The organism is Pantoea sp. y20 (assembly GCF_054903455.1).
In genome coordinates this window covers 3,205,952-3,227,191 of sequence record NZ_CM142816.1, presented here as the reverse complement: position 1 = coordinate 3,227,191, position 21,240 = coordinate 3,205,952, and the positions used below count along the sequence as shown (strand labels likewise).

19 protein-coding genes and 5 tRNA genes are annotated in these 21,240 nt (G+C 53.0%); 20 read left to right on the top strand and 4 right to left on the bottom strand.

Annotation, left to right across the window (positions count from 1 at the left end):
- Positions 1–11 precede the first annotated feature (11 nt).
- A complete protein-coding gene (locus tag ACYAC5_RS15080) occupies positions 12–758 on the top strand; it encodes a GolD/DthD family dehydrogenase (RefSeq protein ID WP_101762610.1) in 747 nt (248 codons plus the stop codon).
- A gap of 108 nt (positions 759–866) precedes the next feature.
- On the opposite strand, the gene mutS is transcribed toward ACYAC5_RS15080, so the two are convergent.
- Positions 867–3,410, bottom strand: coding sequence for a DNA mismatch repair protein MutS (gene mutS / locus ACYAC5_RS15075; RefSeq protein ID WP_462061966.1), 2,544 nt, complete (start codon positions 3,408–3,410; stop codon positions 867–869).
- Between the two features lie 366 nt (positions 3,411–3,776).
- Here mutS and mltB point away from each other — a divergent pair, with 366 nt between their 5' ends.
- Entirely contained in the window at positions 3,777–4,859 is a 1,083-nt protein-coding gene (mltB, locus tag ACYAC5_RS15070) for a lytic murein transglycosylase B (protein WP_101762612.1), read from the top strand.
- Between the two features lie 85 nt (positions 4,860–4,944).
- Positions 4,945–5,280, top strand: coding sequence for a zinc ribbon domain-containing protein YjdM (locus tag ACYAC5_RS15065; RefSeq protein WP_192236517.1), 336 nt, complete (start codon positions 4,945–4,947; stop codon positions 5,278–5,280).
- A gap of 32 nt (positions 5,281–5,312) precedes the next feature.
- Here the strand turns inward: ACYAC5_RS15065 and ACYAC5_RS15060 are convergent, their stop codons facing one another.
- A complete protein-coding gene (locus tag ACYAC5_RS15060) occupies positions 5,313–6,200 on the bottom strand; it encodes a dihydrodipicolinate synthase family protein (protein ID WP_110868322.1) in 888 nt (295 codons plus the stop codon).
- 166 nt (positions 6,201–6,366) lie between these two features.
- Between ACYAC5_RS15060 and tam the strand changes: the two genes are divergently transcribed.
- The 15 genes from tam to luxS all read left to right on the top strand — a co-directional run bounded on the left by tam (position 6,367) and on the right by luxS (position 17,166).
- Positions 6,367–7,143: a trans-aconitate 2-methyltransferase gene (gene tam, locus ACYAC5_RS15055; RefSeq protein ID WP_192411990.1), complete on the top strand. Its 777-nt coding sequence runs from the start codon at positions 6,367–6,369 to the stop codon at positions 7,141–7,143.
- 102 nt (positions 7,144–7,245) lie between these two features.
- Positions 7,246–7,740 carry a nicotinamide-nucleotide amidase gene (gene pncC, locus ACYAC5_RS15050; RefSeq protein WP_192411989.1) on the top strand — a complete coding sequence of 165 codons (495 nt, stop codon included), beginning with the start codon at positions 7,246–7,248 and terminating at the stop codon, positions 7,738–7,740.
- Positions 7,741–7,833: 93 nt separating this feature from the next.
- Positions 7,834–8,904 carry a recombinase RecA gene (gene recA / locus ACYAC5_RS15045; protein ID WP_137386329.1) on the top strand — a complete coding sequence of 357 codons (1,071 nt, stop codon included), beginning with the start codon at positions 7,834–7,836 and terminating at the stop codon, positions 8,902–8,904.
- A 115-nt stretch (positions 8,905–9,019) separates the two neighbouring features.
- The gene (locus ACYAC5_RS15040) at positions 9,020–9,535 is read left to right on the top strand and encodes a regulatory protein RecX (protein ID WP_192411988.1); all 516 of its coding nucleotides are present in this window, start codon (positions 9,020–9,022) and stop codon (positions 9,533–9,535) included.
- A gap of 135 nt (positions 9,536–9,670) precedes the next feature.
- Positions 9,671–12,298 carry an alanine--tRNA ligase gene (gene alaS / locus ACYAC5_RS15035; protein WP_192411987.1) on the top strand — a complete coding sequence of 876 codons (2,628 nt, stop codon included), beginning with the start codon at positions 9,671–9,673 and terminating at the stop codon, positions 12,296–12,298.
- A gap of 249 nt (positions 12,299–12,547) precedes the next feature.
- A complete protein-coding gene (gene csrA / locus ACYAC5_RS15030) occupies positions 12,548–12,733 on the top strand; it encodes a carbon storage regulator CsrA (protein WP_008104508.1) in 186 nt (61 codons plus the stop codon).
- 305 nt (positions 12,734–13,038) lie between these two features.
- Positions 13,039–13,131 (top strand) — tRNA-Ser (locus tag ACYAC5_RS15025).
- 8 nt (positions 13,132–13,139) lie between these two features.
- Positions 13,140–13,216: transfer RNA gene (locus tag ACYAC5_RS15020), tRNA-Arg, on the top strand.
- A gap of 85 nt (positions 13,217–13,301) precedes the next feature.
- Positions 13,302–13,378: transfer RNA gene (locus tag ACYAC5_RS15015), tRNA-Arg, on the top strand.
- 55 nt (positions 13,379–13,433) lie between these two features.
- Positions 13,434–13,510, top strand: a tRNA-Arg gene (locus tag ACYAC5_RS15010).
- Between the two features lie 44 nt (positions 13,511–13,554).
- A tRNA-Arg gene (locus ACYAC5_RS15005) sits at positions 13,555–13,631 on the top strand.
- A 241-nt stretch (positions 13,632–13,872) separates the two neighbouring features.
- Positions 13,873–14,439: a fructose-1-phosphate/6-phosphogluconate phosphatase gene (gene yqaB / locus ACYAC5_RS15000; protein WP_462061965.1), complete on the top strand. Its 567-nt coding sequence runs from the start codon at positions 13,873–13,875 to the stop codon at positions 14,437–14,439.
- Positions 14,436–14,864, top strand: coding sequence for a YqaA family protein (locus ACYAC5_RS14995; RefSeq protein WP_061719953.1), 429 nt, complete (start codon positions 14,436–14,438; stop codon positions 14,862–14,864). The genes yqaB and ACYAC5_RS14995 overlap by 4 nt, the downstream gene beginning before the upstream one ends.
- 31 nt (positions 14,865–14,895) lie before the next feature.
- Positions 14,896–16,500, top strand: a complete 1,605-nt coding sequence (gene gshA / locus ACYAC5_RS14990; RefSeq protein WP_110868328.1) for a glutamate--cysteine ligase — start codon at positions 14,896–14,898, stop codon at positions 16,498–16,500.
- Between the two features lie 150 nt (positions 16,501–16,650).
- The gene (gene luxS, locus ACYAC5_RS14985; RefSeq protein WP_192236523.1) at positions 16,651–17,166 is read left to right on the top strand and encodes an S-ribosylhomocysteine lyase; all 516 of its coding nucleotides are present in this window, start codon (positions 16,651–16,653) and stop codon (positions 17,164–17,166) included.
- A gap of 53 nt (positions 17,167–17,219) precedes the next feature.
- On the opposite strand, the gene ACYAC5_RS14980 is transcribed toward luxS, so the two are convergent.
- The gene (locus ACYAC5_RS14980; protein WP_101762622.1) at positions 17,220–18,506 is read right to left on the bottom strand and encodes an HlyC/CorC family transporter; all 1,287 of its coding nucleotides are present in this window, start codon (positions 18,504–18,506) and stop codon (positions 17,220–17,222) included.
- 10 nt (positions 18,507–18,516) lie between these two features.
- The gene (locus ACYAC5_RS14975) at positions 18,517–19,311 is read right to left on the bottom strand and encodes a cytochrome C assembly family protein (RefSeq protein WP_008108993.1); all 795 of its coding nucleotides are present in this window, start codon (positions 19,309–19,311) and stop codon (positions 18,517–18,519) included.
- Between the two features lie 167 nt (positions 19,312–19,478).
- Between ACYAC5_RS14975 and ffh the strand changes: the two genes are divergently transcribed.
- Positions 19,479–20,840, top strand: a complete 1,362-nt coding sequence (ffh, locus tag ACYAC5_RS14970; RefSeq protein WP_101762624.1) for a signal recognition particle protein — start codon at positions 19,479–19,481, stop codon at positions 20,838–20,840.
- 142 nt (positions 20,841–20,982) lie between these two features.
- Positions 20,983–21,231, top strand: coding sequence for a 30S ribosomal protein S16 (rpsP, locus tag ACYAC5_RS14965; RefSeq protein ID WP_462061964.1), 249 nt, complete (start codon positions 20,983–20,985; stop codon positions 21,229–21,231).
- The last annotated feature ends 9 nt before the right edge of the window (positions 21,232–21,240 follow it).

Below are 21,240 nucleotides of genomic sequence, written 5' to 3'. Positions count from 1 at the left end.
AGGACCACAACATGACAACACCATTTTCACTGCAAAATAAGGTCGCCATCGTCACCGGCGCCGCATCGGGAATTGGTTACGCCATTGCCCGCTGTTTAAGTGCTGCGGGTGCCCAAGTGGCGATGATCGATCGCGCAGAAGAGGTAAAAACGGTTGCCAGCAAGATGGACAACCCTGCGCGAGGTTACGTTTTCGATCTGGCTAATGTCGAAGCGCTTGGCGAACTGGTTGAGCAGATTCACCATGATTTTGGCCGCATTGACATCCTGGTCAATAACGCCGGTATTGGCATGCTGGAATCCGTGGGCGAAGTGCAACTCGCCAGCTGGAATACCACGATGTTGATTAACATGACCGCGCCATTCTTCCTCGCTCAGCATTGTGCCCGTTATATGAAAGAACACGGTTTTGGTCGCCTGATTAACATCGCCTCACAGGCCAGCGTCATTGCACTCAATGAGCACGCGGCATATTGCACCAGCAAATCAGGCATGGTGTCTTTCACGCGAGTGTTGGCAGCGGAGTTGGGACCGTTTGGTATTACCGCTAATGCCATTTCACCAACGGTGGTTGAGACGGAATTAGGTAAGCGTTACTGGCATGGGGAGAGAGCGGAGCAGATGAAATCAAAAATCCCATCACGACGTTTTGCCACACCAGACGAAGTCGCGAGTACGGTGCTGTATCTCAGCAGCAATGAAGCGGCAATGGTCAATGGCGAGAATTTAGTGATCGATGGGGGATATAGTGTGATTTAAAGCCGGGCGAGTTGATTAGTATGAGCCCGCTGAAATTGCTTAACACCAGGGAATTGTAAGAAAGAAAAAATGGCCCGCACAGAACGTTGCTTCTGGGCGGGCGAATAACTACACCAGCGTTTTCAAGCGATAGATCCATTCCAGCGCTTGCTTCGGCGTTAAGCTGTCTGGGTCCAGTGCCTCAAGCGCATCAACCGCCGGTGAGGTTTCTGCCACCAGCAACTGCATTTGCGAACCTTCCACTGTGGATGCGGCGGAGCTGCCAGATAACGCTTCCAGCTCCTTCAGCTTGTTACGCGCGCGCTTAATCACTTCCTTCGGCACGCCCGCCAGCGCCGCCACCGCGAGACCATAACTTTTGCTTGCTGCACCATCCTGCACGCTGTGCATAAAGGCGATGGTGTCTCCGTGTTCGACCGCATCCAGATGCACATTCACGACACCTTCCATTTTTTCCGGCAGCGTGGTCAGCTCGAAATAGTGGGTGGCAAAGAGCGTCATGGCCTTAATGCGATTCGCCAAACTTTCAGCGCAGGCCCATGCCAGCGACAAACCATCATAAGTTGAGGTGCCGCGCCCGATTTCATCCATCAGTACCAGACTGTTTTCGGTAGCGTTATGCAGAATGTTGGCGGTTTCCGTCATCTCCACCATAAAGGTTGAGCGTCCGGAAGCCAGATCATCAGCAGCCCCGACGCGCGTGAAGATGCGATCGATAGGGCCGATGACGGTCTCTTCTGCTGGCACATAGCTGCCTATCCACGCCATCAGCGCGATCAACGCTGTCTGGCGCATGTAGGTACTTTTACCGCCCATATTGGGGCCGGTAATGATCAGCATGCGACGCTGCGGTGAGAGTGACAGCGGATTCGCGATAAACGGCTCTTTCAATACCTGCTCGACCACCGGATGGCGGCCTGCAGTAATACGGATGCCGGCTTTTTCTTGCAGCACCGGGCGGCAATAATTCAGCGTCCATGCACGTTCGGCCAGGTTCGCTAGCACGTCCAGCTCAGAGAGTGCAGCCGCACTGATTTGCAGGGCTTCAAGATGCGGTAGCAAGCGATCAAACAGCTCATCGTAGAGACCTTTCTCCAGCGCCAGCGCTTTGCCCTTCGACGTCAGGACCTTATCTTCATACTCTTTTAGTTCAGGAATGATATAGCGTTCAGCATTCTTCAGCGTCTGGCGGCGAACGTAATGAATCGGCACCAGATGGCTTTGACCACGGCTGACCTGAATGTAGTAGCCGTGAATCGCGTTAAAGCCGACTTTCAGCGTATCCAGCCCGACTTTCTCGCGTTCTCGGATTTCCAGACGATCAAGATAATCGGTGGCACCATCGGCTAGCGCACGCCACTCGTCGAGTTCAGCGTTGTATCCCGGAGCGATCACGCCACCGTCGCGCACCAGCACTGGCGGCGATTCAATGATCGCCTGTTCCAGCAACTCACGCAGTTCGGTAAATTCGCCCATCTGAGAGCGCAGATTAATTAACTGCGTGGCCTCAACGCCCTCGAGTTGTTGGTTTAACTCGGGCAACTGCTGGAAGGCATGGCGCATACGTGCCAAATCGCGTGGGCGCGCGGTGCGCAGTGCCAGTCGCGCCAGAATACGCTCCAGATCGCCCACCTGGCGCAGCACCGGCTGCAGCTCCTGACTAAGTGATTGCAGTTCTGCGATAGACTCCTGACGCCGGGCAATGGTAGTGACATCGCGCAGCGGCATATGCAGCCAGCGTTTCAGCATACGGCTGCCCATCGGCGTGACGGTTTTATCCAGTATCGCCGCCAGCGTGTTCTCGATGCCGCCGGCCAGGTTTTGCGTTATCTCCAGGTTGCGGCGCGTAGCAGCATCCATGATCACGCTATCCTGCTGACGCTCCATGCTCAGCGAGCGAATATGCGGTAACGACGTGCGTTGCGTGTCTTTAACATATTGCAGCAGACATCCTGCAGCGCGTAGCGCCAGATGCGCCTGCTCAACGCCAAAACCACTTAAGTCGCGGGTGCCAAATTGCAGATTGAGCTGCTGGCGCGCCGTATCGATTTCATATTCCCACAGCGGGCGGCGACGCAGGCCACGGCGTTGATCGATCAACGTCATTGCCTGGAAATCTTCGGGATAGAGCAGTTCAGCCGGATTGGTGCGCTGCAGTTCTGCTGCCATCGTCTCCAGATCGCCGGGTTCACTCAGGCGGAAGCGGCCAGAACTGATGTCCAGCGTTGCATAACCAAAACCGCGCTGGCTCTGGAAGATGGCGGCGAGCAGGTTATCCTGGCGCTCTTGCAGCAACGCTTCATCGCTGATGGTGCCGGGTGTAACGATGCGCACCACTTTTCGCTCAACCGGGCCTTTGCTCAAGGCTGGGTCGCCAATCTGCTCACAGATCGCCACCGATTCGCCGAGCTGGATCAGTTTCGCCAGATAGCCTTCAACCGCATGGTAAGGCACGCCCGCCATCGGAATCGGTTCCCCAGCAGAGGCGCCGCGTTTAGTCAGAGAGATTTCCAGCAGTTGCGAGGCGCGTTTCGCGTCATCGTAAAACAGCTCGTAAAAATCGCCCATGCGATAAAACAGCAGGATGTCAGGATGATCGGCCTTCAGGCGCAGGTATTGCTGCATCATCGGCGTATGGCCACTAAAGTCCATTTGCTCTGCTCCTTTCATCTCATTCTCACTCAACATTCATTCTTTTAATTACCTGAGGCTGGGTCAATGCAGCCCGGAAGTGTCGTTATCACTTGGGCGGATAACGAAAGCGGGATATTACCATTTTTGCCGCGTAACCTTCATCCGCCAGCAGGGCTTTATGGCTGCCGACCATAACAAATTGCCGCAAACGGTAAAAAGCAAAATTTAATGAAAAAGGTAAAGTGTGGAGCGGTTTCGCAAATTCGCGTTGCAACCGGCTGAAACGGGCGGGAAACGGCTAAATTTTAAGATATTGCTCTGTATGTCACCCCGATGAACGATTACCATGAGTGCTTCCGGTTTCACCTGGCTTATGGATATCCAATGCGTTTTAAGGTTGCTCTTCTTCCGCTTATTACTCTGCTTGCTGCCTGCAGCAGTAAGCCTGCATCCCATCAGCAGCCCGCCGTTGTGCCTGCACCGAAAGGCGGTTTTTTGCTGGAACCTTCGCACGCGGTTCAACCGATGTTTGGCGATTTTGCGGGTAACCCCGCCGCTGAACAGTTCATTGATCAAATGGTGGCAAAACACGGTTTTAACCGTGAGCAATTGCATGCGGTTATCGGCCAGGCGAAGCGTCTGGATTACGTGCTGCGTCTGATGGACCAGCAAGCCCCGAGCTATACGCCGCCAACCGGACCGAATGGCGCGTGGATTCGCTATCGCAACAAGTTTATTACGCCGGATAACGTGCAGAACGGCGTGGCATTCTGGAATCAGTATCAGGATGCGCTACAGCGTGCGCAGCAGGTTTACGGCGTGCCGCCGGAAATCATTGTTGGCATTATCGGCGTTGAGACGCGCTGGGGCAGGGTAATGGGCAAAACGCGCTTGCTGGATGCGCTGGCAACCTTGTCATTTAGCTATCCGCGTCGTGCAGCTTACTTCAGCGGTGAGTTGGAGACCTTCCTGCTGATGGCGCGAACAGAGCAAGACGATCCGCTGGATCTGCGCGGCTCCTTTGCCGGTGCGATGGGTTATGGACAGTTCATGCCATCCTCTTATAAGCAATACGCAGTCGATTTTAATGGCGATGGTCATATCAACCTTTGGGATCCGGTTGATGCGATTGGTAGCGTTGCCAACTACTTCAAAGAACATGGCTGGCGTGCGGGCGAGAACGTTGCGGTGCCGGCCAGCGGGCAGGCTCCGGCATTGGAGAATGGCTTTAAAACCAAGTACCCGGTCAGCACCTTAGCCGCGAGTGGGTTAACGCCGCAGGGATCGCTGGACGGCAATACTCAGGTCAGTTTGCTGCGTTTGGATCTCGGCACCAGCTATCAATATTGGTATGGTCTGCCCAACTTCTATGCCATTACGCGCTATAACCACAGCACCCACTATGCAATGGCGGTGTGGCAGTTGGGTGAAGCCGTGGCTAAAGCACGTCAGGGCAGCCTGTTTTAATGCTGTCCATATAAAGTGTGAGGGTATAAGATGGCGCCCCATTTGCGGTGCCATCTTCACCGCATCCGACTTCTGAGGAGCGCTTATGAGTACCTTACCTGCCTGTCCTGTCTGCCACGCCGATTACACCTGGCAAGATGGCGAGAATCTGAATTGCCCATCTTGCGGCCATATCTGGACGGCAAACGCCGATGATGCATCGGACGGTTTGGTGGTACGCGATGCCAACGGCAACCTGTTAGCCGATGGCGACAGCGTCACTGTCGTTAAAGATCTTAAGGTTAAAGGCAGCTCTTCGACGTTGAAAATTGGTACCAAAGTCAAAAGCATTCGCCTGGTCGAAGGCGATCACAACATTGATTGCAAAATTGATGGTTTTGGCCAGATGAAACTCAAATCTGAGTTCGTCAAAAAGAATTAATTATGGGACGGCTTTGCGCCGTCCTGTTTGTTTCAACTCAGTAAACGATCCACTTCCTCGCACTGTTCCGCTGTTAGCTCGCCACCATAATTGCGCGAGTCGCTGCGCATTGAATCAAATCGACGTGCAACAGCCGTTTTTATGGTGGTAACAAAATCATCGCCGATAGTGTAAATCGCCATCAGTTTACCAATACGTTGCTGAATCTCACTGAGCTGCGCTACATCGCCCGCCCGCCAGGCCTGCATCGCACGGGCAAATAGCTCCGGTACAATATTGTTCAAGCCGGAAATCACACCTGAACCGCCAGCCAGTAGATTGGGCAACAGATATTCGTCATAGCCGGAAAGCACGGTGAAATCACTGCGCACCTGCTTCGTTTCTTCAATCATTGCGCGGTTGTGCGACAAGCAATCCATGGTGTCTTTGATGCCAATAAAGTTGGGCAGCTCTGCCGCCAGTTCTGCGACCAACGCAGGCGTTAAATCACAGCCGGTGCGTGCGGGGAAATTGTAGGCGAACCACTTGCCGCCCAGCTGTGTATCCAGCGCTTTGAAATAGCGCAGCAGCTGTTTATGTGTCTGCCCGTAATAGTAAGGAGGCAGCACCATTACAGCATCAAATCCGTTCTGCCAGGCCGCATCTGCCAGTTGCAGCATGTCCGCAATACAGGTGCTGGAGACATTTGCCACCATGGTCAGGGGCGAGAGTTGACGCGCCTCGCGGATCAGTAACAGGCGCTCCTGCTGCGAGAGCGAGGCAAATTCGCCAATACTGCCCATCAGCAGCAAGGTATCAATGCCTGATTGGCTCAGGCGAGAAAAATGGCGGCCAAGCGCATCAATATCGAGATTATTGTTGCTATCAAAGGGCGTTACTGACGGACACCATACGCCGGGCAATGCGGGTTGTGCAGACATATCAAGCTCCTTGGTTGGAAAATGAAACGTCGTTTTAACTTAATGCTATCTGCACAGGCTAACCAGCTAACGAGGGCAAAAAGGTGAGATATCGCACTTTTCTCTTTCTATAAACGCATGAAAAGCAGGTAGTGTTTAACCCCTCAGCCAAGACAGGAGCATTGCCATGCAAGACTGGAATCCACAGCTGTATCGCCAATTTGAATCAGAGCGAACCCGCCCGGCGCGCGAGCTATTGGAGCGCATTCCGCTCGATGATGTGCGCTTTGCCACCGATCTTGGTTGCGGACCCGGCAACAGCACCGAGCTACTGGCACAAGCCTGGCCGGAGGCGCAGATAACCGGCATTGACAGTTCTGCGGCAATGTTAGAACAGGCGCGCGAACGTCTCCCCAACTGCCATTTCCTGCAGGCCGATATTCGTCGCTGGCAGGCTGAACAGCCGCAGCAGGTTGTCTATGCCAACGCCTCGCTGCAGTGGCTGACCGAGCATCACACCTTGCTGCCGCATCTGGTTGATCAATTGGCCATCGGTGGCGCGCTAGCGATTCAGATGCCGGATAATCTTGAAGAACCATCGCACCGTCTGATGCGTGAAGTGGCGGCGAATGAAAAATGGCAGGCGCTGATTTCGCCACAAGCGGCGGATCGCAAACGTCTGCTAACCACCGATCGCTATTACGATCTGCTGACCGATGCGGGTTGTCAGGTTGATGTCTGGCGCACTACTTATTATCACCCGATGGCAGATGCGCAGGGCATCATTACCTGGTTGCGTGCCACCGGGCTGCGTCCTTTCCTCGCGGGGCTGGATGAAACGCAGCAGGCAGCATTTCTTCATGATTATCATCAGGCCCTCATTCCGGCTTACCCCGCACGCAGTAACGGCCAGGTTTTGTTAGCCTTCCCGCGTCTGTTTATGGTTGCAGTGAAAACAGGTTGAGGTATCTGGAATCCACTGCGCAGAAATGATGGCTGAAGGTTGAAAAGGGCTTTTCAGTGCACCATTTACTGCTAACGTGAAGCGCCACAACGGGAGAAGGCGATGAACGATGAACAGTTACAGCAGCTAAGCCACCGCATTGGCGAACAGCTGAAGAGACGTCAGGCCACGGTGACCGCTGCAGAATCCTGCACCGGCGGCTGGATTGCGAAAGTATTTACTGATATCAGCGGTAGCTCTGCCTGGTTTGAGCGCGGTTTCGTTACTTACAGCAATGAAGCTAAGCAGCAGATGGTCGGCGTACAGGAGACAACGTTGCAGCAGCATGGCGCCGTAAGTGAACAGACGGTGCGTGAGATGGCTACCGGTGCGGCTAAAGCGGCAGCGGCAGAATACGCCATCGCCGTAAGCGGTATTGCCGGTCCTGAAGGTGGCACGCCCGATAAACCGGTGGGCACCGTGTGGTTTGCGATTGTGGGTCCAGAGGGGCGCGTACTAGCGCAGCGCCAGATCTTTGCTGGCGACCGTGATGCGGTACGCCGTCAGTCAGTGGCTTGGGCGCTGCAAACGCTGCTTGATGAATTTCTGATAAATTAAAACTTGATACTGTATGACTATACAGTATAATTAGCTGCAACAGAACGAGCGACATACTTGATGTCGACTCACCCAGCATGATTAGGAGTGGAAATGGCGATCGACGAGAACAAACAGAAGGCTTTAGCTGCCGCACTGGGCCAGATTGAGAAGCAATTTGGTAAAGGCTCCATCATGCGCTTGGGTGAAGACCGCTCAATGGATGTCGAAACCATCTCTACCGGCTCACTGTCACTGGATATCGCGCTGGGCGCGGGTGGCTTGCCGATGGGCCGTATCGTTGAGATTTACGGACCGGAATCTTCGGGTAAAACCACGCTGACGCTGCAGGTCATTGCTTCTGCACAGCGTAAAGGTAAAACCTGTGCCTTTATCGATGCTGAGCACGCACTGGATCCGGTGTACGCGAAAAAACTGGGCGTTGATATCGATAACCTGCTGTGTTCACAGCCGGATACCGGTGAGCAAGCGCTGGAGATTTGTGATGCGCTGGCGCGTTCAGGCGCAGTTGACGTCATCATCGTCGACTCCGTGGCGGCGCTGACGCCGAAAGCGGAAATCGAAGGCGAGATTGGCGATTCGCACATGGGTCTGGCCGCTCGTATGATGAGCCAGGCAATGCGTAAGCTGGCGGGTAACCTGAAGCAGTCCAACACGCTGCTGATCTTCATCAACCAGATTCGTATGAAGATTGGTGTGATGTTCGGTAACCCGGAAACCACAACAGGCGGTAACGCACTGAAATTCTACGCTTCTGTTCGTCTGGATATCCGCCGTATCGGTGCGATTAAAGAGGGCGACGAAGTGGTAGGTAGCGAAACCCGCGTGAAAGTCGTGAAGAACAAAGTTGCGGCACCGTTTAAGCAGGCTGAATTCCAAATCATGTACGGCGAAGGTATCAACACCTTTGGCGAGCTGGTGGATCTTGGCGTGAAGCACAAACTGGTTGAGAAAGCCGGCGCGTGGTACAGCTACAACGGTGAGAAGATTGGTCAGGGTAAAGCTAACTCCACCAACTTCCTTAAAGAGAACCCGGCGATTGCGAATGAAATCGACAAGAAGCTGCGTGACTTACTGCTAAGTGGTGATGCCGCCGCCGCAGACACCGCGAAAATCTCCGCGGATGATCGCGAAGAAGCCAGCGAAACCAACGAAGATTTCTAAAATATTAACGGGAGCAGAAATGCTCCCGTTTTGCTTTTCCCCGCCAGCGCTTTTCCTCTCTGCCTTCTTGCTTTACTCTGCGACCCTGCACGACTGTTAGAACAAGGTTGATCCTATGTCATCATCACCATCTGCGGCACCGGTGCCAACATATTCCCGTTTACTCGACCGCGCTATGCGCATCCTTTCGCAGCGCGACCACAGTCGTGAAGAGCTGAAGCGTAAATTACAGCTCTCTTCCCAACGTGCGGCTTATCTGCAGCAGCAGGAAAATACGCCCATTCCCGACGAGTTACTGGAAAAAGTGCTCGACTGGTGTCAGGAAAGCGGTTGGCTCAACGATGAGCGCTTTACCGAACGCTTTATTCAAAGCCGTGCACGTAAAGGATATGGTCCACAGCGCGTGCGTATGGAATTGCAGCAAAAGGGCATTGGCCGTGAGGAGATCAATCAGGCGCTATTCGATACCGAAGTAGACTGGAGCCAGTGCGCAGCCGATCTTGCCAAACGCAAATTTGGCGAACCCTTACCGCAAACCTGGACTGAGAAAAGCAAGGTACAGCGTTTTTTAATGTCGAAAGGCTTTATGATGGAAGATATTCAGGCTGTTTTCAGAAATAGTGACGACTGAAAGGCGATGTGATTTTACTTCCCACTGAAGAAAATTTATCTTATTCCCACTTTTTGTTCCTCAGTCAGCGGCAGGCCGGATGGATAGGGTTTGCCAGCGAAAGGGAACGTTCGTTAGCGTGATTCCAGGAATTTTATGAGCAAGAGCACTGCTGAGATCCGTCAAGCGTTTCTCGACTTTTTTCATAGCAAGGGACATCAGGTTGTAGCCAGCAGCTCCCTCGTACCGAACAACGACCCGACTTTGCTGTTTACCAATGCCGGGATGGTCCAGTTTAAAGACGTTTTCCTCGGTCAGGATAAGCGCGACTATGCGCGTGCAACGACGTCGCAGCGCTGTGTGCGTGCCGGCGGCAAGCATAACGACCTCGAAAACGTGGGCTACACGGCACGTCACCACACCTTCTTTGAAATGTTGGGCAACTTCAGCTTTGGTGATTACTTCAAGAAAGAAGCGATCGCTTATGCATGGGAACTGCTGACGGGTGAGCAGTGGTTCAAGCTGCCTAAAGAGCGCCTGTGGGTGACCGTCTATGAAACAGACGATGAAGCCTTCGAAATCTGGGCTAACGATATTGGTGTGCCGCGCGAGCGCATTATCCGTATCGGTGACAACAAAGGCAGCGCTTTCGCATCAGACAACTTCTGGCAGATGGGCGACACCGGACCTTGCGGTCCATGTACCGAAATTTTCTTCGATCACGGCGATCATATCTGGGGCGGCCCACCGGGCAGCCCGGAAGAAGATGGCGATCGTTACATCGAGATCTGGAACATCGTCTTCATGCAGTTCAACCGTCAGGCCGACGGCACCATGGAGCCGCTGCCTAAACCGTCAGTGGATACCGGCATGGGTCTGGAGCGTATTGCTGCCGTGTTGCAGCACGTTAACTCCAACTATGAAATCGATCTGTTTGCCAAACTGATCAAATCAGTTGCGCAGGTAACTGGCGCAACCGATCTGGATAACAAGTCGCTGCGCGTTATCGCTGACCATATTCGCTCTTGTGCCTTCCTGATCGCCGATGGCGTAATCCCATCGAATGAAAACCGCGGCTATGTGCTGCGTCGCATTATTCGTCGCGCGGTACGTCACGGCAATATGCTGGGTGCGAAAGAAGCCTTCTTCTACAAGCTGGTTGCGCCACTGATTGAAGTGATGGGAGCTGCAGGCGAAGACCTGAAGCGTCAGCAGAAGCATGTTGAAAACGCGCTTAAAAACGAAGAAGAGCAGTTTGCCAAAACGCTGGAGCGTGGACTCGCGCTGCTGGATGAGGAATTGGCCAAGCTGCAGGGCGATACGCTTGATGGCGAAACGGTGTTCCGTCTGTACGACACCTTCGGTTTCCCGGCGGATTTGACCGCTGACGTGTGCCGTGAGCGCAATCTGAAGATTGATGAAGCGGGTTTTGAAGCCGCGATGGAGCAGCAGCGTCAGCGTGCGCGTGAAGCCAGCGGTTTTGGTGCCGACTATAACAATGTCATTCGCATTGATGCCGCAACCGACTTTAAAGGCTATGACCATCTGGAACTGAATGCGACAGTCGAAGCACTGTTCGTCGACGGTCAGCAAGTTGAGCAGATCAGCGCAGGTCAGGACGCGGTGGTCGTGCTGGACGAAACGCCGTTCTACGGCGAGTCAGGTGGACAGGTTGGCGATACTGGCGTGCTGGCTGGGCAGAATGCTGAATTTAGCGTTCAGGATACACAGAAGTATGGTAAAGCGATTGGTCATATCGGTAAGCTGAGCAACGGTCAGTTACGCGTTGGTGACCGTTTGCATGCGCAGGTTGATGAAACGCGTCGCGCGCGCATCCGTTTGAATCACTCCGCCACGCACTTACTGCATGCAGCACTGCGTCAGGTGTTGGGTGATCACGTAGGACAAAAAGGCTCGCTGGTTAACGATAAATATCTGCGTTTCGACTTCTCTCATTTTGAAGCCATGAAACCGCAGGAAATCCGTCAGGTCGAGGATATTGTTAACGCGCAGATTCGCCGCAACCTTGTCGTTGAGACCGAAATCATGGATCTCGATGATGCAAAACAGAAGGGCGCAATGGCGCTGTTTGGTGAGAAATACGATCAGCGCGTACGTGTGCTGACCATGGGCGATTTCTCTACCGAACTCTGTGGTGGTATTCACGCGCTGCGTACCGGTGATATTGGCCTGTTCCGCATTCAGTCTGAATCGGGCACTGCTGCAGGTGTACGCCGCATTGAAGCCGTAACCGGCGAAGGTGCGTTGGCACAAGTGAATGCGCAAAGCCAACAGTTGCTGGATGTGGCGCAATTGGTGAAAGCCAATAGCAGTAACCTGAATGAGAAAGTGCGCGGCTTAGTTGATCACGTCCGCGCGCTGGAAAAAGAGTTGCAGCAACTGCGCGATCAGCAAGCTGCGCAGGAAAGCGCGTCACTGAGCAGTAAGGCGATTGACGTTAAAGGCACGAAGTTGCTGGTCAGTGAACTGAGCAACGTTGAGCCGAAAATGTTGCGTACCATGGTTGACGATCTGAAGAACCAGTTAACGTCTGCCATTATCGTGCTGGCAACGGTTGATGATGGCAAAGTTTCATTGATTGCTGGCGTGACCAAAGATCTTACTGACCGTGTAAAAGCCGGCGAGCTGATTGGCGAACTGGCCTCTCAGGTTGGTGGTAAAGGCGGTGGTCGCCCAGATATGGCTCAGGCCGGCGGTACAAATCCGCAGGCGCTGGCTGGCGCGCTGGCAGGCGTGCAGGAATGGGTCAGTGACCGACTGTAACGTATAAAATTTCGCATTGTGATAAGCGCCAGAAGCCCGTTTTCTGGCGCTTTTTTAACGCGGTGCACACCAGGTAATGACAAAGTCCGGTTGATGTAGTGTATTTCGGCTAAACTAACTATCAGCAGAATGTATTGGCATGGCGAAGCACAATGGTGTATTTGTCATAGGCATTGTTCAGCGTTATATGATGGATACGGCCGGGAGACCGAACAAGCCCGACTCTTTTAATCTTTCAAGGAGCAAAGAATGCTTATTCTAACTCGTCGAGTTGGTGAAACCCTCATGATTGGCGATGAGGTGACTGTAACGGTGCTGGGTGTAAAAGGTAACCAGGTCCGCATTGGGGTTAACGCGCCTAAAGAAGTTTCGGTACATCGCGAAGAGATCTATCAGCGTATTCAAGCCGAAAAAACTCAAGCCTCGAGTTACTAACGGATTCAGCGCCTCGCTCATGAGCGAGGCGCTACCGGTTTTTCCTCTCCAGCCCCACACATCTTCCGCTTTTCGCTCTCTATTACCAATTCTCTTTAACGCCCATTTCTGTTCTCCAGCAGGCTTTCTTTGTTGATAAATCACTCTTTTTGTCGCTAAAGCATCCGAATTGAGTGTCATTTGTGCAATCAAACAAAAGGCTGGAAATAAATGTTTGACTTATAAGTCCGGGAAAGTAATATGTGCGCCACGCAGTGCCGATGAGCAGAAACAAGTTCAGAAGCACGGTTCGGAAGAACGCGTAAGGTGAGGTGGCCGAGAGGCTGAAGGCGCTCCCCTGCTAAGGGAGTATGCGGTCAAAAGCTGCATCCGGGGTTCGAATCCCCGCCTCACCGCCATTTCCGATGCATCCATAGCTCAGCTGGATAGAGTACTCGGCTACGAACCGAGCGGTCGGAGGTTCGAATCCTCCTGGATGCACCATTCGGAAAGGTGAAGTAAGAGTGAACGAGCAGTTCCTTTCATGGTGAGTTGTTAGCACCCTGCGTTGTACAAGAATTAACTCGATGCATCCATAGCTCAGCTGGATAGAGTACTCGGCTACGAACCGAGCGGTCGGAGGTTCGAATCCTCCTGGATGCACCATTCTTCGTATCATCCTCAGGTTGTTTCAGTTAGTCCATCGTAAGAAAACCTCAATGCATCCATAGCTCAGCTGGATAGAGTACTCGGCTACGAACCGAGCGGTCGGAGGTTCGAATCCTCCTGGATGCACCATTCCTCTTCAAACTTCTCAAAATTTTCTTCAGCAGTAACTCAATGCATCCATAGCTCAGCTGGATAGAGTACTCGGCTACGAACCGAGCGGTCGGAGGTTCGAATCCTCCTGGATGCACCATCTCTTCTTCGATACCTTTCTTTTTTTGACTCTCAGTTTCTGAATCCTGCAGCAATCAAATCAACTTGTAAAAAAATCGCTGAATTTACCGGCGTTTATCCACGGCATTGCACTCTGACCTTTTTCTGAAAACGAAAAAAACTAATGCTTTCAAAGCATTTGCGGTTAAGCGCGCCTGGCGACAACCTGAACGCATTACGCTAAAGTAATGGCTCATTTTGTGGTGCTCGATGGAGTGACAATGTACGACCAATATGACGCCCTGATTTTCGATATGGACGGCACAATTCTGGATACTGAGCCGACACATCGAAAAGCCTGGCAGCAGGTGCTTGGCCGCTATGGTTTCACCATGGGTGAAGAAAAAATGGTGGGCTTCAATGGCGCTCCAACCTGGCAACTGGCGCAGTTCATTCTTGAGCAGAACAATGCAACGCACGATCCGCATCTGCTGGCGGCGGAAAAAACCGCTGCACTGAAAGCGATGTTGCTGGATGACGTGCGTCCGCTGCCGTTGATGGACGTGGTAAAGGCTTATCATGGTCGCCGTCCGATGGCGGTGGGCACCGGCAGTGAACACAGCCTGGCAAAAGCCCTACTCGAAGAGTTAGGTGTTTACCACCTGTTTGATGCGGTGGTCGGAGCGGATGACGTACAGCGTCACAAGCCGCAGCCGGATACCTTTTTACGCTGCGCTGAATTAATGGGTATCGCGCCCAAGCGCTGTGTAGTGTTTGAGGATGCTGACTTCGGCGTACAAGCCGCCAAAGCAGCAGGCATGGACGTGGTTGATGTCCGTTTACTGTGAATGAATTTCTGACCTATGGATCGTTATTCGGCAGCAGCTTTCTTAGCGCGACTCTGTTACCGGGAAGCTCGGAAGCGGTGCTGGTTGCACTGCTGATCGCCCAAAAAGGTTCGGTTTATGGATTGTTATTGGCTGCATCAGTGGGAAACACGCTGGGTGGCCTGACCAACATTCTTCTTGGTCGCCTGATGCCGCCAAAAGGGCAAGGGCGATGGCACGACACAGCAATGACGTGGTTACACCGATTAGGACCTGCAGCACTGATTTTTAGCTGGCTGCCGGTAGTGGGCGACTTACTCTGCGTGCTCGCAGGTTGGTTGCGCTTTGCCTGGCTGCCTTCAGTGCTGTTCCTCGCCATTGGTAAAACGCTGCGTTATATCGTTATCGCGACCGCCACATTGCAAACAATGCAATGGTGGCATTGATTCGCACAGATTCGAGGCTACGGCTAACATTATGCTGAACAAAAATAAATTATTAACACAGCGGGAGGTTAACGTGATCCCGGACGTATCTAAGGCACTTTCCTGGCTGGAGGCGCATCCTGACGCGTTAAAGGGTATCGGCCGTGGTATTGAGCGCGAATCATTACGCGTAAAACCCGATGGTCACCTGGCAACCACAGGACATCCTGAGTCACTCGGTTCAGCGCTCAAGCATGATTGGATCACCACCGATTTTGCCGAAACGCTGATGGAGTTCATCACGCCAGTTGATCAGAGCATCGATCGCTCACTGGCGTTCCTGCGCGATATTCACCGTCATGTGGCGCGTGAGTTAGGCGAGGAGCGCTTGTGGCCTTTCAGCATGCCGGGCTTCATTGATGACGTTGATAGCATCGAGCTGGCGCAGTATGGCAGCTCGAACATTGGCAAAATGAAAACGTTGTATCGTCAGGGGCTGAAGAATCGCTATAGCGCGCTGATGCAGATTATCTCTGGCGTGCACTACAACTTCTCGTTGCCGCTGTCGTTTTGGCAGGAGTGGGCGGATGTGAAAGATGCCGAAAGCGGTAAAGAGACCATCTCTGCCGGCTATCTGCGTTTGATTCGCAACTACTATCGTTTCGGCTGGGTTATTCCGTATCTGTTCGGTGCATCGCCAGCGATCTGCTCCTCGTTCCTGCAAGGGCGCGAGAGCAATCTGCCGTTTGAAGGTGATGGCAAAGGCACGCTGTGGCTGCCTCACGCCACCTCACTGCGCCTGAGCGATCTCGGTTATACCAACAAATCGCAGAGCGGTTTGGGTATCACTTTTAACTCGCTGGAAGGTTACGTTGCAGCACTGAAGGCAGCGATTAAAACGCCGTCGGAAGAGTATGCCGCCATGGGCACCAAAGACGCCGATGGCAACTGGCTGCAGCTGAACACCAATGTGCTGCAAATTGAAAACGAGCTGTACGCGCCGATTCGTCCGAAACGCGTTACGCGTTCAGGCGAGGCACCATCTGATGCGCTGCTGCGCGGCGGTATTGAATACATTGAAGTGCGTTCGCTGGACATTAACCCATTCTCCGCGATTGGCGTAGATGCCGATCAGGCGCGCTTCCTCGATCTGTTCCTGATTTGGTGTACGCTGGCTGATGCGCCAGAAATGAGCGCGGATGAGCTGCTGTGTACGCGCAAAAACTGGAACCGCGTGGTGATGGAAGGGCGTAAGCCTGGCCAGGTCATTGCTGTAGGTTGCAGCGAAAAAGAACACACGCTGGTTGAAGTGGGTAAAGCGCTGTTTGCCGATCTGCGTCGCGTGGCGGAAGTGCTCGACAGCAATCACGGCAACACGCAATATCAACAGGTTTGCGATCAACTGGTGGCATCTTTCGACGATCCTGAGCTAACCTATTCGGCGCGCATCCTGCATGCGATCAAAGAAAACGGTTTGACCGGCGCGGGTGTGGCATTGGCAGAGCAATATCGTCATCTGCTGTGTGAAGAGTCGTTAGAGATTCTGACCGAAGAAGATTTTAGTCGTCAGGCGCTGGAGTCTGTGCAGGCACAAGAGAAGCTGGAACAGAGCGATACGCTGGATTTCGAAAGCTACCTTGCGGGTCGCGAAGGCTAGAAAAGAAAATGGCCACATCAATGTGGCCAAAATAAACATCTCTGTTGTCAGGGATGATGATAACAAATGCGCGTCTTTCATATATTCAGACGCTGGACGAACAGAAAAGTTTCATCGTTTTAAAAAAAATCTCAAAACAGGAGGTGACGTATGCCACTACTGGATAGTTTTACTGTTGATCACACCATCATGGGCGCACCTGCAGTACGCGTAGCAAAAACCATGAAAACTCCGCATGGCGATACCATCACCGTTTTCGACCTGCGTTTTTGCCGTCCGAATATTGATATTCTGACTGAGCGTGGCATCCATACGCTGGAGCACCTGTTTGCTGGCTTCATGCGTAATCATCTGAATGGTGATGGCGTTGAAATCGTCGACATCTCGCCAATGGGTTGCCGCACCGGCTTCTACATGAGTTTGATTGGTACGCCTGACGAGCAGCGTGTAGCGAAAGCCTGGAAAGGCGCGATGGAAGATGTTCTGAAAGTCAAAGAGCAGGGCCAGATTCCAGAGCTGAACGAATATCAGTGCGGCAGCTATAAACTGCACTCACTGGATGAAGCGCAGCAGATCGCGCGCAATGTGCTGGCGCACGACATCGGCGTGAACCGCAACGAAGATTTGAAGCTGCCAGCGGAAAAGCTGAAAGAGCTGCACATCTAGTTGAGACACCATGAAAAACGCCGCGATTATCGCGGCGTTTTTGTTTACAGGCTTCAGGAGCCGATGGAGGATTTCAGTGCGTGGTGTGGCGTAATGCGCACCTGCTTCACCATGTTGTCCTGCACATCAAGGATATCAATATCGTAGGCGCCAAGTGTGACACGAGTATCGACCAGCGGAATCTCTTCCAGTGCTTCCAGCAGCATGCCGTTAATGGTGCGCGCATCTTCTTCCGGTAACGTCCAGTTAAAGGCTTTGTTGATTTCACGCACATTGGCGCTGCCTTCAATCAATACCGAACCATCATTTTGCGGCATGACTTCTTCGGCCAGCGACGGCGACATGGAGGTGGTGAAATCGCCGACGATCTCTTCCAGAATATCTTCGATCGTCACTAGGCCTTTAACATCGCCATATTCATCAACCACCATGCCGACTTTCTTTTTGTTGCGCTGAAATTTAACCAGCTGCACGTTAAGCGGCGTGCCTTCCGGTACATAGTAAATCTCATCAGCAGCACGCAGCAGGCGATCTTTGTTGAACTCTTTCTTCTCGGTCATCATGCGCCAGGCTTCACGCACGCGCAGCATACCAACGCAGTCATCCAGCGAGTCACGGAACAGGACGATACGCCCATGCGGCGAATGACTCAGCTGGCGCTCAATCGATTTCCAGTCATCATTGACGTTGATGCCGACGATCTCATTGCGCGGCACCATGATGTCATCCACGCTGACTTTCTCCAGATCAAGCACTGACAGCAGCATGTCCTGATTACGCCGCGACATCAGCGAGCGCGACTCATGCACAATGGTGCGCAACTCTTCTTTGCTTAACGCCGAACTGATGGAACCGTCGGTTTTAATGCCCACCATGCGCATCAGAATGCGGGTTATGGTATTCAGCAGCCACACCAGCGGCAGCATCACATACTGCAGCGGAGCCAGTAACACGCTGCTGGGATAGGCCACTTTTTCTGGATAGAGCGCCGCGACCGTTTTCGGCAGCACCTCGGCAAAAACCAGCACGACAAAAGTCAGAATGCCGGTGGCAATCGCTACGCCAGCATCACCATACAGGCGCATACCGACAATGGTGCCGAGTGCGGAGGCGAGAATATTAACGAGGTTGTTGCCAATTAAAACCAGGCTGATCAGGCGGTCGGGACGACGCAGAAGTTTTTCTACCCGACGCGCGCCGCGATTGCCGCTTTTGGCTTTATGGCGCAGTTTGTAGCGATTAAGCGTCATCATGCCGGTCTCTGAACCGGAGAAATAGGCAGAGACCAGCACCATGATGACCAGCGTAATGATCAGCGTGGTGGTTGAAACGTGTTCCAACACAAAATCCTTAGTGAGAGGTGAGCAGGTGCTGAAGCACGCGACTGCCGAAGTAGGCCATGGTTAGCAGCAATGCGCCGCCACAGTTAAACCACACGACGCGGCGTCCGCGCCAGCCTTCACGATAGTGTCCCCAAAGCAGAACGATGTAGACAAACCAGGCAATGATGGAGAGAACCGCTTTATCCACATTCTCAGCACTAAACAGGTTATGCATGAAGAGCAAACCGGTGCACAGCACCAGCGTCAACAGCACAACGCCAATCTGCGTGATGTGGAACATTTTGCGCTCAATGCTGAGCAGCGGCGGCATATCCTGAGTGAAAGCCAGTTTCTTATTTTTCAACTGGTAATCGATCCACGCCAGCTGCAGCGCATACAGTGCCGCGATGATCAGCGTGGCATAGGCAAACAGCGACAGACCGATGTGAACCATCATGCCCGGCGTGGTTTCCAGATGCGTAATAAAGGCATTGGGCACAAAGGTGGCAAAGGCCAGATTAATCAATGCAAAGCTGTAAACAATCGGCAGCAGCAGCCAGCCACGATTGCGCGAGGCGACAATCGTCATGATGGCGCAGATCAGCAGGCTAACCAGCGAGCCGATATTAAGCAGGCTGAGGTTTTGCCCATTATCAACAGCAAAAATGCGCTGCTGCAGAGCAACGGCGTGCGCAATTAGCGCCACGCAGGCAGAAAGCACAGCAAAACGACGCCAGCCACCGTTGCGTTTAAGCAGGCTGGGAATGATCAATGCAAGGCTGAGGGAGTAGGCGAACAGCGCCACGATCGCGAAAACGAACATAGATCCTTTCAGGTATCGGTCAGATAAGGAAAAAAGCAGTATAGCGCCAGCGGCAGCAGGCTCCAAACGATCTGACGGTCAATTGCAGAGATCGCTTCGTCTTCGTGTTATAATCCGCCGCATTGTGTCGCCTATGGCGGCCTCGCTACGGTTCTAAGTGAGAGAGCATGTTTGATAATTTAACCGATCGTTTGTCGCAAACCCTGCGCAATATCAGCGGCCGCGGAAGGCTGACTGAAGACAACATCAAAGACACGCTGCGTGAAGTCCGCATGGCGCTGCTGGAAGCCGACGTTGCGCTGCCGGTAGTGCGTGAATTTATTAATCGCGTGAAAGAAGCCGCCGTTGGCCACGATGTGAACAAAAGCCTGACGCCAGGCCAGGAGTTCATCAAAATCGTGCGCAACGAACTGGTTGCGGCGATGGGCGCTGAAAATAATGCGCTCAATCTGAATGCTCAGCCGCCAGCCGTGGTGCTGATGGCAGGTTTGCAAGGTGCTGGTAAAACCACTAGCGTGGCGAAACTGGGTAAATTCTTGCGCGAGAAGCATAAGAAAAAAGTGCTGGTAGTTTCTGCTGACGTTTATCGCCCTGCGGCGATCAAACAGCTGGAAACCCTGGCTGGCCAGGTCGGCGTGGATTTCTGTCCGTCCGATCTGAGTCAAAAGCCGGTCGATATTGTTCAGAACGCGCTAAAACAAGCCAAAGTGCAATTCTACGATGTGCTGCTGGTGGATACCGCCGGTCGTTTACACGTCGATGAAGCGATGATGGACGAAATCAAACAGGTACACGCCGCGATAAATCCGGTGGAAACCCTGTTTGTGGTCGATGCCATGACCGGTCAGGATGCCGCCAATACCGCGAAAGCCTTCAACGAAGCGCTGCCGCTGACCGGTGTGATCCTGACTAAAGTCGATGGTGATGCGCGCGGTGGTGCGGCGCTGTCGATTCGTCACATTACCGGCAAGCCAATCAAATTTATGGGGATGGGCGAGAAGACCGAAGCGCTGGAAGCTTTCTATCCAGAGCGTATCGCGTCGCGCATTCTCGGCATGGGCGATGTTCTGTCGCTGATCGAAGATATCGAGAGCAAAGTTGACCGCGATCAGGCGGAGAAACTGGCGAAGAAACTGAAAACCGGCGACGGTTTTGATCTCAACGACTTCCTTGAGCAGTTGAAGCAGATGCGTAACATGGGCGGCATGGCGAGCCTGATGGGCAAACTGCCGGGCATGGGGCAACTGCCTGACAACGTGAAATCGCAGATGGATGATAAAGTGCTGGTCCGCATGGAAGCCATCATCAATTCGATGACGCGTAAAGAGCGTGAGAAGCCAGAAATTATCAAGGGGTCGCGCAAACGTCGTATTGCGTTGGGCTCAGGCATGCAGGTGCAAGATGTCAACCGACTGCTGAAACAGTTCGATGATATGCAGCGCATGATGAAGAAAATGAAGAAAGGCGGCATGGCCAAAATGATGCGTGGCATGAAAGGTATGATGCCGCCTGGATTCCCTGGTCGCTGAGGCGGCCGTCATAAAGCCGGAAATTTGGCACGCTTAGGTTGCTTTTTGCGCCAAAATGAGTAAAATTTTCGGGCTTTTTATATCGCGCTCGGGCCCCGTTCCTCGATGGGGGCCGAGCGCTTTATTAACTAATGAGGATGTTATGGTAACAATTCGTTTGGCACGTCACGGCGCTAAAAAGCGTCCGTTCTATCAGGTCGTCGTCACTGACAGCCGCAATGCTCGTAACGGTCGTTTCATCGAGCGCGTAGGTTTCTTCAACCCGATCGCTTCTGGTCAGGCTGAAGGTCTGCGTCTGGATCTGGACCGTATTGAGCACTGGGTTGGCCAGGGCGCAACGCTTTCTGATCGCGTTAACGCGCTGATCAAAGATGCAAAAAAAGCAGCTTAATCTGTCACG